This is a genomic window from Vibrio sp. SSH13-20 (assembly GCF_040104475.1).
Taxonomy (GTDB): Bacteria; Pseudomonadota; Gammaproteobacteria; order Enterobacterales; family Vibrionaceae; genus Vibrio; species Vibrio harveyi.
In genome coordinates this window covers 20,863-36,705 of the sequence record NZ_JBECOU010000015.1, presented here as the reverse complement: position 1 = coordinate 36,705, position 15,843 = coordinate 20,863, and the positions used below count along the sequence as shown (strand labels likewise).

Below are 15,843 nucleotides of genomic sequence, written 5' to 3'. Positions count from 1 at the left end.
TTAGGTCTAACCAGTGCGGAGCGGTAGTTCAGTTGGTTAGAATACCGGCCTGTCACGCCGGGGGTCGCGGGTTCGAGTCCCGTCCGCTCCGCCACTTATTTAGAAACCCAGTCTTCGGACTGGGTTTCGTCGTTTCTAGAGCCTTCAATTTCCTACTCGCTCTAGCCTTATTTACCATTAAGCTCCCTTCTTCTTAAACTGAACTCTTTTACTTGTTTACTATATGTGTGTAGGTGCTTACCATCTTGTTAGTGACTATTAAATATAGATCTTCATTTATAATCTCTGAATCTAAGCATTATGACTGCACATCTTTAAAAGATAACTGAGAATCATTATTAATATTTAGTTACACTCACATCAATTGGAATAATGAGTGACTAAATACATGGATATATCTCGTCGACGCTTTCTTCAATCTTCCTTAGCGATCTCTGCGCTTACCGTTATGCCTGCATGTTCTCTATCCGAGAGCACTAATAAACAGGGTCAGCGTATATACGACATCACTGCAGAGCCTTCTACTGCTGAATTGGTACCAGGGTTTACCACGGATGTACTTGCATTTAATGACTCGATTCCAGCGCCTACGATTCGTTGTCGCCAAGGCGAGAAAGTTATTATTCGGTTTACTAACAAGCTTTCAGAGCCGACTACAATCCACTGGCATGGCTTACGAATCCCTATTGAAATGGATGGTGTCCCTTTCTTGAGCCAGCCGCCTATCATGCCAGGTGAAACATTCGTTTATGAATTTACACCACCAGATGCGGGCACATTTTGGTATCACCCACACATGAATAGCGTTAAGCAACTTGGGATGGGCTTAGTCGGGCTAATCATTGTTGAAGAGGCAGAACCCGTTCTATTTAATGAAGAGCATGAAGTCGTCCTCAAGCATTGGCATTTAGACAAACAAGGTCAGTGGAAGAATCTAATGGTGCCGCGCTTGAGTGCACGAATGGGAACGCCAGGAGAGTGGAGTAGCGTCAATGGTGTGCATGAGCCTGTTTATGCGTTGAAGCAGAATGCTACCACGCGATTAAGAATTGCTAATGTCGATAACACCATTACTTACCCGATCGCTATAGAAGGCGTAGAGGCTTGGGTTATTGCTATAGATGGTAATCCTGTTAAAACGCCTTATAAGCTCACTCAGCACAAAATTGGTCCGGGAATGAGGTTAGATGTCGGATTGATTGCTCCGAAGGCTGGAGAACGTGTTTATGTGCGTCAAATGAAAGGACGTTTCCCATTTCCTTTGTGTGAGTTTGATATTGTTGAGTCTGACCTGCCGAGTAATCAGAAACTGCCTTTATTGCCTCTAAACCCTGTGCCTGATCTTGATTTAGAAAATGCTGAGCAAATTGATTATGTGTTTGAATGGGAAGGGGCGGTAACTCCTGCCGACAAATCGGGCAAAGCGATGCCTAAGTTTTGGCTGATGAACAAACGAGCTTGGGAGGGAATGAGTAAAGATAATATTCCAGCGCCGCTTTCAACATTGGAGCTCGGAAAAACCTATATCTTCAACCTTAAGAACGTCACCCAATATCATCATCCTATTCACCTTCATGGGCACACATTTACTGTTCTTGAGTTAGATGGCAAAAAACTCGATGAACCGTTTCATACCGATACGGTCTTACTTGGAAAAAACGGCAGCGCGAAAGCGGCATTTGTTGCAGATAACCCAGGACGTTGGATGTACCATTGTCATGTGATCGAACACATGAAGACGGGTTTGATGGGGTACATCGAAGTAAAGTGACTCCTGTAACTTTTTAAATCTTGATAAGTTTTAAGCGCTATACTTTGCTGAATTCTAAGATTGTATAATCACTATTGCCGTAAATTTGATTACAATGTCGCCATTAACTTTTCTGGGGGAATTATGGGACAACTATCCGTTTTGGGTTTTATTGCATTGGGTGGCGCATTTGGTGCATGTTCTCGTTACTTAATTTCTGAACTTTGTGTGATGCTACTCGGTCGTGGTTTTCCGTACGGTACCTTGACCGTGAACGTGGTTGGCTCATTTATTATGGGTCTACTGATTGCTGCGTTTGAAACTGAGTTGATGGTCACTGACCCATGGCGTCAAATCATCGGTCTTGGTTTTTTGGGCGCATTAACCACATTCTCTACTTTCTCGATGGATAACGTGTTGCTTATGCAGCAGGGCGCTTTCTTTAAGATGGGATTGAACGTACTACTGAATGTCGTGTTAAGCATTTCAGCTGCGTGGATTGGTTTCCAATTATTGATGCGTAGCTAGCAAAAATACTCAAATCTTAATCAGGTCGGCTTGGTTTAACCAAGCCGTTTTTATATACTGATTTTACTTGTCGGAGTGCCATAAGGCTGAGACCGTTAATTCGGGATCCGTTGAACCTGATCAGATTAGAATCTGCGAAGGGAACAAGAGAAGATATCTACACCAGGGTTCTATCTGGTTGACCTATCAAATAGTCGAATGTTGTTATAGACGAAGAGCACTCGCTCAACTTGTCTTTAATTCGATTCCTCTTGTCGCATCTATCCGCCAAGCATTTTTATCCCAATACTTTTTATCTAAGCATAACAAAGCAAGGAAAAATGCTATGTCGAGTCGCAAGCAAGCGAGACTGGAAGCAAAACAGTTCATTGATACACTCTCGGTACAACCGTACCCAAATTCAAGCAAAGTCTACGTAGAGGGTTCACGTCCTGATATTCGTGTTCCAATGCGTGAAATATCACTCGCAGATAGCCTTATTGGAGGCACAAAAGAAGCGCCTATTTTCGAGCCTAATGAGCCAGTACGCGTCTACGATACCTCGGGTGTATACACAGACCCAGAACACACCATAGACCTCTACAACGGTTTACCTAAGCTGAGAGAAAGGTGGATTGAAGAGCGCTCCGATACTGAACTACTCGATGAAGTAAGCTCGGTATACACCAAAGAGCGCTTGGAAGACGAAACGCTAGACGATCTTCGTTACGGCAATCTACCACGTATTCGACGTGCCAAAGATGGGCAGTGCGTGACTCAATTGCACTATGCTCGCAAAGGCATTATCACCCCAGAAATGGAATACATCGCCCTACGTGAAAATATGGGGCGTGCTCAATACCGCGATGAAGTGCTGAATCAACAACATCCGGGTCAAAGCTTCGGAGCGAATCTTCCAAAAGATATTACCGCCGAGTTTGTGCGTAAAGAAGTCGCCGAAGGTCGCGCTATTATCCCTTCTAATATCAACCACCCAGAATCCGAACCAATGATCATTGGACGTAACTTTTTGGTCAAAGTGAACGCCAACATTGGTAACTCATCGGTCACTTCTTCGATTGAGGAAGAAGTAGAAAAGTTAGTATGGGCAACACGCTGGGGTGGCGATACCGTTATGGATCTCTCTACTGGACGTAATATTCACGAAACTCGCGAGTGGATTCTACGTAACAGTCCGGTTCCGATCGGTACCGTACCAATGTATCAAGCGCTTGAGAAAGTGAATGGTGTCGCGGAAAACCTTAACTGGGAAGTGATGCGCGATACTCTGATCGAGCAAGCAGAGCAGGGCGTTGACTACTTCACTATCCATGCTGGTTTACTACTTCGTTATGTGCCAATGACTGCAAAACGCGTTACTGGTATCGTCTCTCGTGGTGGCTCTATCATCGCGAAATGGTGTTTAGCGCATCACCAAGAAAGCTTCTTGTATACCCACTTCCGAGAGATCTGTGAAATCTGTGCTAAGTATGATGTCGCACTATCTCTCGGTGATGGTCTACGCCCTGGCTCGGTTGCCGATGCTAACGACGAAGCGCAATTTGCAGAGCTTCGTACTCTTGGCGAATTGACCAAGGTTGCGTGGGAATACGACGTACAGGTGATTATCGAAGGTCCTGGTCATGTTCCAATGCATATGATCAAAGAGAACATGGAAGAGCAGTTAGAGCACTGTCATGAGGCTCCTTTTTATACCCTTGGTCCATTGACGACAGACGTCGCTCCTGGTTACGACCATATTACTTCAGGCATCGGCGCTGCCATGATTGGTTGGTATGGCTGTGCAATGCTTTGCTACGTAACTCCTAAAGAGCATCTTGGCTTACCAAACAAAGAAGACGTGAAAGTAGGCATGATCACTTACAAGCTTGCTGCGCACGCCGCTGATTTAGCGAAGGGACACCCTGGTGCACAAGTTCGTGATAACGCGCTGTCTAAAGCTCGCTTCGAGTTCCGCTGGGAAGACCAATTTAACTTGTCGCTCGACCCAGATACCGCACGCGCTTTCCATGATGAAACCTTGCCTCAAGAGTCTGGAAAAGTTGCTCACTTCTGTTCGATGTGCGGACCAAAGTTCTGCTCGATGAAGATTTCGCAAGAGGTACGAGAGTACGCGAAAGATACTGAGCAAGTTGCTGCGGACCAAGCTATCTCAATCAAAATGCTGGATGATCCTCTTGAGGGGATGCGTCAGAAATCGCAAGAATTTAGAGAGTCAGGCTCCGAGCTATACCACCCAGCAGCACATGCCGAGGTAAGTGATTAATGAGCAAAATCCTTATTCCGTCATCATTGATTGAACTGACAGGTTTAGTTCAACAATGTTTGTTGTTGGCGAAAGAACAGGGTTTTAGCATCGAAGACATTGAGTTGGGTGTGAGCCCAACTCAATCTATTCAGCTTGTTCGCGACCAACAGACCACACGCATAACGACAGATCTTATTGATGGTTATGACTCTGAGAATGAGAGTTCATTTGTGCTCTATTACCGCTCAGCTTTATCGGTAGAAGCGTGTGCTAAGCAACCGTCGAAAGCGATTTATATTGGCATTGCTGATACGCAAGTATCCGATGAAAAGGAGAAAGCGCTTCAGCTTGATATCTGGCGTCACTCAATTAACAACGAAGTGAGGGCGCTTTCCGTTAAGTCCAAATTCAACGCAATGTTCGATCCCGAACATCACCTTGCTTGGATAGTAACGCTGACAGTACTCGATTTTCCTATCGAAGATGCGTTAACACTTGCTCGAGGAATGCTAACTCAACAAGCGAATGTTTCACGTGAAACACTGTTGAATGACAACCTTGACGAGGGAAGATCTACTCAGTGGGCTGACCAATTTGATGATTTCCCCACACCTGTACTGGAGGATAACCGACTAGGTATTCAAGTTGGTTGGTCTGCACAAGGGGAGCGCGTTAGCTTTCCAACTCTAACCAAGCAAAGTCTTGGGCTCTACCCAGTCGTTGATGATGTTGCTTGGATTGAGCGTCTACTGCCACTAGGCATCAACACTATTCAACTGCGAATCAAGAACCCACAACAAGCCGATTTAGAACAACAGATCATTCGAGCAATTGAGCTAGGTCGTCAGTATCAAGCACAAGTGTTCATCAATGACTATTGGCAGTTGGCAATCAAGCATGGCGCTTATGGCGTTCACTTAGGACAAGAAGACATAGAAGAATCGAATTTGGCTCAGCTAACTAAAGCCGGCATTCGTCTTGGTCTTTCTACTCATGGTTATTATGAGCTACTGCGCATCGTACAAATTCATCCTAGTTACATCGCGCTAGGGCATATTTTCCCAACCACCACAAAACAGATGCCATCGAAACCACAAGGTTTGGTGCGCTTGGCACTATATCAAAAGCTGATTGATAGCATTCCTTATGGAAACATAGACTCGGCTTTCCGTCCTTCAAAAGACAAAGAAGTTAGTGGTTATGTACGAGGCTTTCCGACGGTCGCGATTGGTGGCATTGACCAATCTAATGCAGACCAAGTTTGGCAAACAGGTGTTTCTAGTTTGGCAGTTGTGCGAGCTATTACGTTGGCAGAATCACCTCAGTCCGTCATCGAGTTCTTCGCAAAACTGATGAAGGAAAGACAGCTAACGTTTACTGATCAGAATAGTGAATTGGCGCATAACAAGAGAGGCGAGCATGCTCACGGATAAGCAGTTTCTTCGCTATCAGCGCCAAGTCGCTTTGCCTGAAATTGCCGAAATTGGGCAAGAACGTTTGAGCAAATCTCATGTGCTGATCATCGGTTGTGGTGGGTTAGGGAGCGCAGCGAGTTTGTACTTGGCATCAGCGGGTGTTGGTAAATTGGTTGTGGTCGATGACGATGAAGTTGATAGCAGTAACCTGCAACGCCAGATCATTTATCGCGAACAAGACCTCCAAGTTGCGAAAACAAAAGCGACTGTAAAGCAACTTACTGAACTTAATTCTATGGTTCAAATTCGTGCTCTCAATAAGCGATTAGACGAAGCACAACTGCAGCTTGAGGTGATGCTAGCGGATGTGGTGCTAGACTGCACCGATAACATGCCAACGCGCCAGCTAATTAACCAAGTTTGTTTCGAGCAAAATACGCCGCTCATCTCAGCGGCGGCAATTGGTTGGCAAGGGCAATTCACTGTCTTTGATTACCAAACATCAAGTGAACAAGAAGTACAGAGTAAAGCCTGTTACCGCTGTTTGTATCCGTTTGACGAATTACCGCAAACGCAAAAGTGCAGTGAGAGCGGTGTCGTCGGTCCGGTGGTGGGCACTCTTGGCAACTACCAAGCGATAGCGGCAATTCAAAAACTGGCGACGGGAAAGTTTCATGTCGAGACTGCCAAGTTACACCTGTTCGATGGATTGAAGCTGCAATGGCAAACCATGGCGATAAGCAAAGACAAACAGTGCCAAGTGTGTGCTCAGGTTTAGCTTACGAATAATGGGCAGAATTAAGAGAGTTGGAAGCAATGACGTTATCAGAACAACAAGCAACACAAATGATCGCTGCTGACTTAGATGTGATCACTATTGTCATCAATGACCAGTCACATCAAGTCGCCAGTAAGTCGAGTCTACAGCAAATCATTAGTCAATTTGCGCTGCCTGAAATGGGCTGTGTTTTTGCAATTAATAACAATGTTGTGCCGCGCAGTGAGTGGGCTAGCACAGTTCTTTCACAGGGAGATAGCATCTCTTTGTTTCAAGCGATCGCAGGGGGTTAAAGTCGATGCTTAAAATTGGTGATAAACAATTCGAATCAAGACTGTTCACGGGAACAGGGAAGTTTGCCAACAGCCGATTGATGGCAGAAGCGATTCAAGTGTCGGGTTCTCAACTTGCGACTATGGCGTTGAAGCGTGTGGATGTGAACGACCAACAAGACGATATTTTGCTGCCGTTAGTACAAGCGGGTGTGAACTTATTGCCGAACACCTCGGGTGCAAAGAATGCTAAAGATGCTGTGTTTGCTGCACAACTTGCGCGAGAAGCGTTGGGCACTAACTGGCTAAAACTGGAAATTCACCCAGACCCGAAGTACTTGATGCCCGATCCAATTGAGACACTAGCAGCCGCTGAGCAACTGGTTCGTGAAGGCTTCATTGTGCTTCCTTATTGTCATGCTGACCCGGTTCTGTGTAAACGATTGGAAGAAGTAGGCTGTGCTGCGGTCATGCCATTAGGTGCGCCGATCGGTTCTAACAAAGGGATAGTTTCCCACGATTTCCTAGAGATCATTATCGACCAAGCTAATGTTCCTGTGGTTGTGGATGCGGGTATCGGTGCTCCTTCACATGCCGCGCGTGCGATGGAAATGGGCGCGGATGCCGTACTAGTCAATACCGCGATTGCAGCTTCGAGCGATCCCGTTGCGATGGCGAAGGCATTTAAGTTGGCGGTAGAGTCGGGGCGTATGGCTTATGAAGCCGGACTTGCTGGTAAGGTTTCTCATGCGGTCGCGTCGAGTCCACTGACGTCATTCCTAGATGAGCTTTAGTCCTAGATTGGTTTAGCTATTAAGCGAGGAAAACATGAGCTTCGTTGAACAATTTAAGCAGCTGAATTGGGATGATATTTCGATGTCGATCTACGCGAAAACGGCACAAGATGTCGAGCGAGCATTGAATAAACCCAAGCGTGATTTGGAAGACTTTAAAGCGCTAATTTCACCAGCGGCTGAAGCGTACTTAGAGCAAATGGCGCAGCTGTCATACTCGGCAACTCGCAAGCGTTTTGGTAATACCATGTCGCTTTATATTCCATTGTACCTTTCTAACTTGTGCGCCAATGCTTGTACTTATTGTGGCTTCTCGATGGAGAATAGAATCAAGCGTCGTACTTTGAATAGAGACGAAGTGGCTGCAGAAGTTGAAGCCATTAAACGCATGAAGTTCGACAGCGTATTGCTGGTGACTGGTGAACACGAAACCAAAGTGGGGATGAAATACTTTCGCGAAATGGTGCCGATGATTAAGCAGCGTTTTAACTATTTGGCGATGGAAGTACAGCCGCTAGATCAAGACGAATACGCAGAGCTCAAGATATTGGGTTTAGATGCGGTGATGGTCTATCAAGAAACGTATCATCCTTCGACTTACGCCGAGCACCATTTGCGTGGCAACAAGATGGATTTCGAATACCGATTGGATACACCCGATCGTCTTGCAAAAGCAGGCATCGATAAGATCGGTATTGGTGCTTTGATAGGATTGGAAGAGTGGCGTACCGATTGCTTTTATGTCGCAGCGCACTTGGACTATCTTGAGCGCACATATTGGCAGACTCGGTACTCAATTTCTTTCCCACGTTTACGTCCTTGTGAGGGCGCGCTCCAACCAAAATCAGTCATGACGGATAAGCAGCTTGTTCAGTTGATTTGCGCTTATCGTTTGTTGAATCCAGAGGTGGAGTTGTCATTATCGACTCGTGAATCACCGAAGTTCAGAGACAATGCATTGCCGTTAGGCATCACCAGTATGTCTGCTGCATCGAAAACTCAGCCGGGTGGTTATGCGATGGATGATGTTGAACTCGAGCAGTTTGAGATCAGCGATGAGCGAAGCGCGGGTTCTGTGGAAGAGATGATTCGAGCCAAAGGATTTGACCCTGTATGGCGAGATTGGCACTCAGCGTATTCTGGTTAAGTAGCAAAGAAAGCCACTGGTCATCGTTATGTTTCACGTGAAACATAGGCAAAAAAAGAGGGTTGATGCAAAACATCAACCCTCTACTTTTTTCTAGCTTCTAGCTTCTAGCTTCTAGCTTCTAGCTTCTAGCTTCTAGCTTCTAGCTGTGTGCTACTGGTAGCGTTGCTTGACGAAGCCACTCTTTCACATCACCTTCAACTAGCGGGCTGATCTCATCCCATACTTTCTGATGGTAGTCATTCAGCCAAGCAAGTTCTGGACGAGTTAGCATATCAACGTTGATGTTGCGCTTGTCGATTGGGCATCGTGTTAGCGACTCAAATGATAGAACAGGGAAGTCACCGTTAGTCGGTGTTTCAACAACAAGCTCTAGGTTTTCAATACGGATACCAAACGCATCTGCACGGTAGTAACCTGGCTCGTTGGATAGCACCATACCTTCTGTTAGAGGCACGTCGATTTGCTTCTTAGAAATGCTCGCCGGACCTTCATGAACACTTAGGAAGTGACCAACACCGTGACCAGTACCGTGGTCGTAATCGTAGCCTTCCGCCCACAGGTGCTGACGAGCTAGTGTATCGATTTGGTAACCACGTGTGCCTTTCGGGAAACGTGCACGTGCAACACCGATGTGACCTTTTAATGCGAGAGTGAACTGTTTAATCATCTCTTGTGAAGGCTGGCCAATCGCAATTGTACGCGTGATGTCTGTCGTGCCATCTATGTATTGACCGCCTGAATCCACTAGGTAAAGCGTGTTCAGTTCTAGCTTGCCAGGTTCAGGTTGGTTCTCGTGGTTGTAGTGACACATCGCCGCGTTGCCACCTGCTGCCGAAATAGTATCGAAGCTAAGATCCATAAGTGTCGGGTCTTCGCTACGGAACGCTTCCAGTTTGTCTGCCAGCGTCGCTTCATCATGCAGGTTACCTGCAACGACTTCAGCATCTAACCATGATAGGAACTTGCTCATCGCCACGCCATCGCGGATATGACATGCTTTCATGCCTGCAATTTCAACTGGGTTCTTCGCTGCTTTTGGCATTAGGCATGGGTCAGCTTTACTCACCACTGATGCACCAGCATTTTGTAGAACCAGCTTAAACCACGCGTTACTTGTCGCAGGGTCAACCAGTACATTCTTGCCAGTTAGAGTTTCTAGTCGTGCTTGTAATGCTTCTGGGTGATGAACTGTTACGCCAGAACCAACGTGAGCGTCAAACTCAGCAGGTAGGCGAGTTGGATCTAGGAAATATTCCACGCTTGAATCTGAATGCAGAATCGCGTGAGAAAGCAGAACTGGTAGACGTGATACATCTAGACCACGAACGTTGAGCAACCAACAGATAGAATCAAGTGCTGTGATCACTGCGCTGTCTGCGCCGGCTTTTTTCACGAGCTCTGCGATTTCTTGGCGCTTGCTTTCACTTGATTGACCAACCGCTTCTGTTGCCATTAGGCGAACATCAGAAACCACAGGAGCAGGGCGGTCGTGCCACAGCTCATCAATTGGGTTGCTGTCGAGAATTTTAAGCTCAAGTGAGCCTGCAAGTTTTGCTTGTGCCATGTCTAACCAAGCAGAGTTGTGCATGCGAGGGTCGATTGCCACAGACGCGCCATTTGCAAGATGGTCTTTAATCCAACCTAGCGCAGGCTCTTCAATCAGGTGACGGTATTCAAATAGATCAGCAGGAACCTGCTTAGTGACTTGTACCGTGTAGCGACCATCAACAAAGATAGCGGCTTTGTCTTTGGTGATTACCGCAGCACCAGCAGAACCGGTAAAACCAGTTAGCCAATGTAAACGCTCGTTGTGCGCTGGTACGTATTCGCCCAAGTACTCGTCTTCATGTGGGACAAGTAGGGCATCAATATTATGTTGTGCTAGCCATTCGCGAATTGCATTCACGCGGCTTTGGGTATCGTTGTGCATCTGTGTTATTCCTTCAAATTACCGCTCCTTCATGCTCAGGTGTGGGAGCTGTTTCCATCTGCTTTATGCAGTTTACGATTCCATTGAGGTTCGCAATCACTTCAATAGAGTCGGAGTACAACAGGCCATAGATGAGCCAAAAAGGACTATCGACTGTTAAGCTACTCATTTTACCGTAAGAGCGCAAATCGCGTCCGGGATTTTTATCTAAGATGATCGGTTTTTTGCGTGATCATGGTACGTAGCCAAGTTAAAGCTGGGTCATTTTCTCTGTCTCGGTGCCAGAACAAAGTGTAAGCCATTGGCGGGAATTCGAGTGGCAGAGGCAGCAATGCCATGTCGTGTTGTTTGGCGGCGAGCTTCACAAAGTGGCTTGGCGCGGTAAACACAAAATCAGTGTAAGAACACAAACTGGCGGCGCTGTTAAAGTCCGGTACGGTGACTGCGATATCACGTTCACGACCAATGTCGGCTAAACGATAATCGAGCAACCAACGGTCGTTGCCATCACAACGTACCTGCACATGACGCAGGGCTAGATAAGCTTCCAAGTTCCAATTACCTCGCAAAGCTGGATGGTCTTTACGTACGATACACATTTGGTGGTCACGATAGATTTCCTGCTCACAAATGTCATCTGGCGGTAGCATAGTCAGCTTGGCATCGTTGATGTCGATATCTCGACCTGTCATGCCTAAATCGATTTCACCGCGTTGAATCATCTTGAACGTTTGTTCCGACCAAGAGTGGGTGCTTATGGTCACGCCTGGTGCTTGTTGGAATATTGCTGGCAAGAAGTGGGGCAGAATGAGCGGGTAGACACTCTCCACTGCTGCGATTTGAAAACGGTATTCACTGCTCTGTGGTGAGAACTCTTCGGGTTGAGTCAGCACCTCAAGTTGGTTTATCAACAGATCCAGTTTCGGTTTAAGGAACAATGCGCGCGGTGTTGGCGTTAATCCGTGTGAGTTTCGAGTGAATAGGGGATCGTCAAATTGGGTACGTAATTTTGCTAAGGACTTACTCACAGCAGACTGACTCAAGCACAGTCGGTGGGCGGCTCGGGTAACATTCAACTCTTCAATCAGCACTTTAAAACAGACCAGCAAATTGAGGTCGATGCGTGCCAGTTTCTCTACGTTCACAGTGATTTTCCCCATTGGAATAATGGTCATGAGTATACATCATTTCCATTCATATCATCAGATGATTAAGCTTTGCTCAAAAGTTCTTGTTCAATTTGGAGTGTTTTGTGTCTAGCCATATTACAAATAGCAAAAAACAGATGGCGCTGTTGACCATGTTAGTTCTGTTCAGTCCGCTTGCGATTGATATCTATCTACCTGCTTTGCCTCTTATCGCGTCCACTTTTCAGGTAGAAAATGCATTGGCACAAGACACCATCACTTGGTTCCTATTTGCTATGGGTGTTGGTCAGCTATTCGCTGGTCCCTTGGCAGATAAACTCGGACGTCGAACTGTTGCATTGGGAGGCATCACCATCTACGCATTGAGCGCTTTATTGGCGTGGAGTGCTCAAAATATTGAGTGGATGTTGGCGGCTCGCTTGCTACAAGGCTTAGGTGCATGTGCAACATCTGTAGCAGCCTTTGCAACAGTTCGCGATATCTTTGGCCCGGAAAAAAGCGGCAAAATGATCAGCTACCTCAACGGTGCGATCTGCTTTATCCCGGCGCTAGCCCCGATTCTTGGTAGTTGGTTAACTCAACAATTTGATTGGCGTGCAAACTTCAGCTTTATGGCCGGTTTCGCAGTGATTGCGGGCGCGATGATGTTCCTTGGAATGAAGGAAACCAACCCAGCAACTGAAAAGCAGGCGGTATTTAAACTGAGCCGCTACTGGGCAGTCTTGAGCACACCATCATTCATCTTCCACGCTTCACTTTGTTTGATGGCGATGGCGGTCATTCTTGCTTATGTAACGTCTGCACCTGTAGTGTTGATGACAGGCATGGGACTATCGATGAATGAATTCACCTTCTGGTTTGGTCTGAATGCGGCGTTCAACATTGCTGCTTGTATGCTTGCGCCTAAGTTCATGGATCGCTGGGGCACACACAATTCACTGGTTGTTGGTATCTGCTTACTGGCAATTGCTGGCGTGATCATGATGGTGATGAAAGAGCACCATACGGCACTGTCTTTCATGCTACCAATCTTTATCTCATCGGTCGGCTTTGCTTGGATTCTTGGCGCAGCAGCAGGTAAAGCGTTGGAACCGTTTGGTGATAAAGCGGGTACTGCGGCTGCACTACTTGGTTTGTTCCAAATGAGTGGCTCTGGTTTGTTGGTGGGTACGCTACAGCGTTTATCACTGGATCCACAAACTCTGATTGCGATTCATATGTGGGTATTGCTTCCAGCATTAGTGATTCTGTTTAGCAAAGCTGGTAAGAACTGGCATGCGAAATTGGCGAATGCGTAAAACTCGGTAATTTAGTATTTTCCAATGTACTTAACGCGTGTATATTTGTCGTTCAAACTTTTCTCGACACCATAACGGAACTCATAAAGTAATGTCGTTAACCACGTATGAAATGGCTCGTATCCTAGAGCAAATGGAAGAGTCACCAGAAAAGGTGATGTTTGGTAAGTTGCTTAACGAATTAGGTAACCAAAGCTCTGAGCGCATTCGTAGCGCGGCAAAACAAGTTCCAGTGCCAGTCCTACGCGATATCGTGTACCAATTTCAGCAAGTGATTGAGTCACGTAAAGGCGAGCAAGTAGAGCAGATGGCAAAAGATCTCGCGAAGCAGGGTATCTCACCTGAAGAGCTACTGGCTTACTTAAATAAATAATAAAAAAATCCCCGCATCATGCGGGGATTTTTTTAGTGAGTGATTTTCTTCTTCAGTATGTGGTCGAGGGATAATGGCCCTGGTCCCCAAACAATCACAACTAGGATCATCAATCCCCAAAGTTGGTGATCATAGAAACCTTTCTCCCACAACAGTGGGTAAGAGACCACGGCGATGATGTTGAATACAAACAGAATCGCAGCCATCGGACGGGTAATCAATCCTAGTGCCAAGAACACAGGTAGAACCAATTCTGCAGCCGTACCTAAGTAAGCTGCCAATTCCCATGGCAGTATTGGCACTTGGTATTCCAACTCAAATAAATACAGTGTGCTATCCCAAGACGAGAGTTTGATTAGCCCTGAATTGAAGAATACCCATGCAACCCACAAGCGACAAAAGAGAAGTAGTAAAGGGACAAAGCCAGCTTGTAGGGTGCTGATTAAATCGTCGTACCGATTCACTAAGTTTTTAACCGTATCCGTCATAGAGTGCTCCTTAGATTGATTTCAATGTAAAGCCGTCAACGAGATCGAGTGCCATGATGCTATTGAGATGAGCGAGTAAAACTTCAGGTATTTCGCTCAAACTCTGTTTCTGCTCTAAACATTGCAGCAGTTGGAACACATCGGCATCGAGTGCGTGACACAAGGCTTCTCCATTGGCTTGAATCGAGATGACACCTTGCTGTAATTGGTTGATATTAAGTTGTTCGAATTGGCCAGTTTGAATCGCGCTGAACAAATCAAATACTGCGTAGCTGGAGTCAAAGCTGCGGCAGCCTTGTTTAAGGTGCAAAACCAAAGCGGGTTGTTGCTCTTCACTCACTTCGCCAAGTAACGCAAGCAGTTTTAATTGTGCAGCACTAGATTGCTCATACTGCGCTTGACGAGCGAGGTCGATATGCCACTCGAAGCGTGCGACTTCAGGGCAGTAAGGGGCTTGTGCGATCACCTGACTAAACTGCATGATGGTGTCTTGAAAGCCTTCGCCATAATGCACCACATTTCCTTCTTCTAATGGATAAGTGAGAACATGTTGGCGAGCCATCTGTTCAAAGCATTCTTCACCTAGCAGCGCTTCAATCATCGGATAGGTCGCGGATAACACTTCGCTTAAACTGACGATAAAGTTATTGCGGTAAATCTGCATGCGTTCATCAGCGGTAAACTCATCACTGGCAATATCGCAATCTTCACCGAGTGCTTGATAGTGTAGGGCTTTCGCAAACTGGCTTTGTAAGGTGGCTAGATTCATGATGCCTTCCTTGGTTCGCTTTGTTCACTTGGAAGTGTGCCTTGCAACAGCAGTCGGGATGCTTTCTGCGCTTCTCCGAGCAAGACTTCTGGCGCGGGGATATCCAAATCCCATTCAATCAACGCATGACGTGGACCGTGTTTTTTGGTCCACTGTGCGAACAGCTGCCAAACTTCATCACTAACTGGGCGGCTATGGGTATCAATCCATATCTCACCTTTGTCGAGTTGTTTGATGGTAAAACCTGCCAAGTGAATCTCATCCACTTTGTCGGCTGGAATTGCATCTAGGTATGTGTCGCAATCAAAACCGTGGTTGAACGCCGAGACATAAACATTGTTTAAATCGAGCAATAAACGACAGTCAGTGTGCTTTTGCACTTCGGTAAGAAACTCCCATTCGCTGATGGTCGAATGTTGAAACTTCACATAACTAGATGGGTTCTCTATCAAGATCTCGCGTTGCAAATAATCCTGCACTTCATTCACGTTACGAGTGAACACTTTGAGCGCTTCTTCCGTATACGGAAGTGGAAGCAGGTCATTAAAGTAGTGACCGCCGTTTTCACTCCAACTCAAATGGTCAGAAACAAGAATCGGGTCGATTGAGTCAATCAGCGCTTTAAGTTGAGCGAGGTGCTTTTGATTCACACGTTCCACCGAACCCAGTGACAGACCAATGCCGTGGCAGCTAATTTGATACTGCTCGCGCAATGCTTGTAATTGATTGCGTTCTGCAGCGTTGGGTTGAAAATAGTTTTCACTGTGGATTTCTAACCAAGATAAGTCGGGTTTGTTTTGGCTAAAGTAATCGAGGTGAGGGGTTCTTAATCCAACTCCAACAAGGTCGTGGAAGGTGTGGTGTTTCACGTGAAACTCCTTTTCAAAGCGGGCGGGAAGAGA

General features: G+C 46.3%; 15 protein-coding genes, 1 tRNA gene and 1 riboswitch. Of the genes, 11 read left to right on the top strand and 5 right to left on the bottom strand.

Features of this window, described 5'->3' with window-relative positions; translation table 11 throughout:
* The first annotated feature begins 17 nt into the window (after positions 1 to 17).
* From ABMY42_RS25135 to thiH, 9 genes are all read left to right on the top strand, one after another.
* A tRNA-Asp gene (locus ABMY42_RS25135) sits at positions 18 to 94 on the top strand.
* Positions 95 to 388: 294 nt separating this feature from the next.
* The gene (locus ABMY42_RS25130; protein ID WP_269989510.1) at positions 389 to 1,771 is read left to right on the top strand and encodes a multicopper oxidase family protein; all 1,383 of its coding nucleotides are present in this window, start codon (positions 389 to 391) and stop codon (positions 1,769 to 1,771) included.
* Between the two features lie 123 nt (positions 1,772 to 1,894).
* Positions 1,895 to 2,278, top strand: coding sequence for a fluoride efflux transporter CrcB (gene crcB, locus ABMY42_RS25125; RefSeq protein ID WP_005430379.1), 384 nt, complete (start codon positions 1,895 to 1,897; stop codon positions 2,276 to 2,278).
* Positions 2,279 to 2,339: 61 nt separating this feature from the next.
* A riboswitch (TPP riboswitch) is annotated at positions 2,340 to 2,438 on the top strand.
* 165 nt (positions 2,439 to 2,603) lie between these two features.
* A complete protein-coding gene (gene thiC / locus ABMY42_RS25120; protein WP_349266904.1) occupies positions 2,604 to 4,544 on the top strand; it encodes a phosphomethylpyrimidine synthase ThiC in 1,941 nt (646 codons plus the stop codon).
* On the top strand, positions 4,544 to 5,959 hold the full coding sequence (locus ABMY42_RS25115) for a thiamine phosphate synthase (protein ID WP_349266903.1): 1,416 nt from the start codon (positions 4,544 to 4,546) through the stop codon (positions 5,957 to 5,959). The genes thiC and ABMY42_RS25115 overlap by 1 nt, the downstream gene beginning before the upstream one ends.
* Positions 5,946 to 6,719, top strand: a complete 774-nt coding sequence (locus ABMY42_RS25110; RefSeq protein ID WP_281188892.1) for a HesA/MoeB/ThiF family protein — start codon at positions 5,946 to 5,948, stop codon at positions 6,717 to 6,719. The genes ABMY42_RS25115 and ABMY42_RS25110 overlap by 14 nt, the downstream gene beginning before the upstream one ends.
* Positions 6,720 to 6,757: 38 nt before the next feature.
* A complete protein-coding gene (thiS, locus tag ABMY42_RS25105; protein WP_071236516.1) occupies positions 6,758 to 7,012 on the top strand; it encodes a sulfur carrier protein ThiS in 255 nt (84 codons plus the stop codon).
* A gap of 5 nt (positions 7,013 to 7,017) precedes the next feature.
* Positions 7,018 to 7,785, top strand: a complete 768-nt coding sequence (locus ABMY42_RS25100; protein WP_005397059.1) for a thiazole synthase — start codon at positions 7,018 to 7,020, stop codon at positions 7,783 to 7,785.
* Positions 7,786 to 7,819: 34 nt separating this feature from the next.
* A complete protein-coding gene (gene thiH / locus ABMY42_RS25095; protein ID WP_101904390.1) occupies positions 7,820 to 8,932 on the top strand; it encodes a 2-iminoacetate synthase ThiH in 1,113 nt (370 codons plus the stop codon).
* 142 nt (positions 8,933 to 9,074) lie between these two features.
* Here thiH and ABMY42_RS25090 read toward each other — a convergent pair whose 3' ends face one another.
* Positions 9,075 to 10,865: an aminopeptidase P family protein gene (locus ABMY42_RS25090; protein ID WP_349266902.1), complete on the bottom strand. Its 1,791-nt coding sequence runs from the start codon at positions 10,863 to 10,865 to the stop codon at positions 9,075 to 9,077.
* Between the two features lie 203 nt (positions 10,866 to 11,068).
* A complete protein-coding gene (locus tag ABMY42_RS25085; RefSeq protein WP_005447244.1) occupies positions 11,069 to 12,010 on the bottom strand; it encodes a LysR substrate-binding domain-containing protein in 942 nt (313 codons plus the stop codon).
* Positions 12,011 to 12,117: 107 nt separating this feature from the next.
* Between ABMY42_RS25085 and ABMY42_RS25080 the strand changes: the two genes are divergently transcribed.
* Together ABMY42_RS25080 and ABMY42_RS25075 are read left to right on the top strand one after the other, a co-directional pair.
* Positions 12,118 to 13,311 (top strand): multidrug effflux MFS transporter, encoded by a 1,194-nt coding sequence (locus ABMY42_RS25080; protein ID WP_026138203.1) that lies wholly within the window; start codon positions 12,118 to 12,120, stop codon positions 13,309 to 13,311.
* 91 nt (positions 13,312 to 13,402) lie between these two features.
* A complete protein-coding gene (locus tag ABMY42_RS25075) occupies positions 13,403 to 13,684 on the top strand; it encodes a hypothetical protein (protein ID WP_005447240.1) in 282 nt (93 codons plus the stop codon).
* A 32-nt stretch (positions 13,685 to 13,716) separates the two neighbouring features.
* Here the strand turns inward: ABMY42_RS25075 and ABMY42_RS25070 are convergent, their stop codons facing one another.
* The 3 genes from ABMY42_RS25070 to ABMY42_RS25060 are packed head-to-tail and all read right to left on the bottom strand — an operon-like array spanning position 13,717 to position 15,810.
* Positions 13,717 to 14,172, bottom strand: a complete 456-nt coding sequence (locus tag ABMY42_RS25070; protein ID WP_009696777.1) for a DoxX family protein — start codon at positions 14,170 to 14,172, stop codon at positions 13,717 to 13,719.
* A gap of 10 nt (positions 14,173 to 14,182) precedes the next feature.
* Positions 14,183 to 14,941, bottom strand: a complete 759-nt coding sequence (locus tag ABMY42_RS25065; protein ID WP_274876513.1) for a DNA-binding domain-containing protein — start codon at positions 14,939 to 14,941, stop codon at positions 14,183 to 14,185.
* A complete protein-coding gene (locus tag ABMY42_RS25060) occupies positions 14,938 to 15,810 on the bottom strand; it encodes a DUF692 domain-containing protein (RefSeq protein WP_274876512.1) in 873 nt (290 codons plus the stop codon). Before ABMY42_RS25060 ends, ABMY42_RS25065 begins: the two co-directional genes overlap by 4 nt.
* Positions 15,811 to 15,843 lie beyond the last annotated feature (33 nt).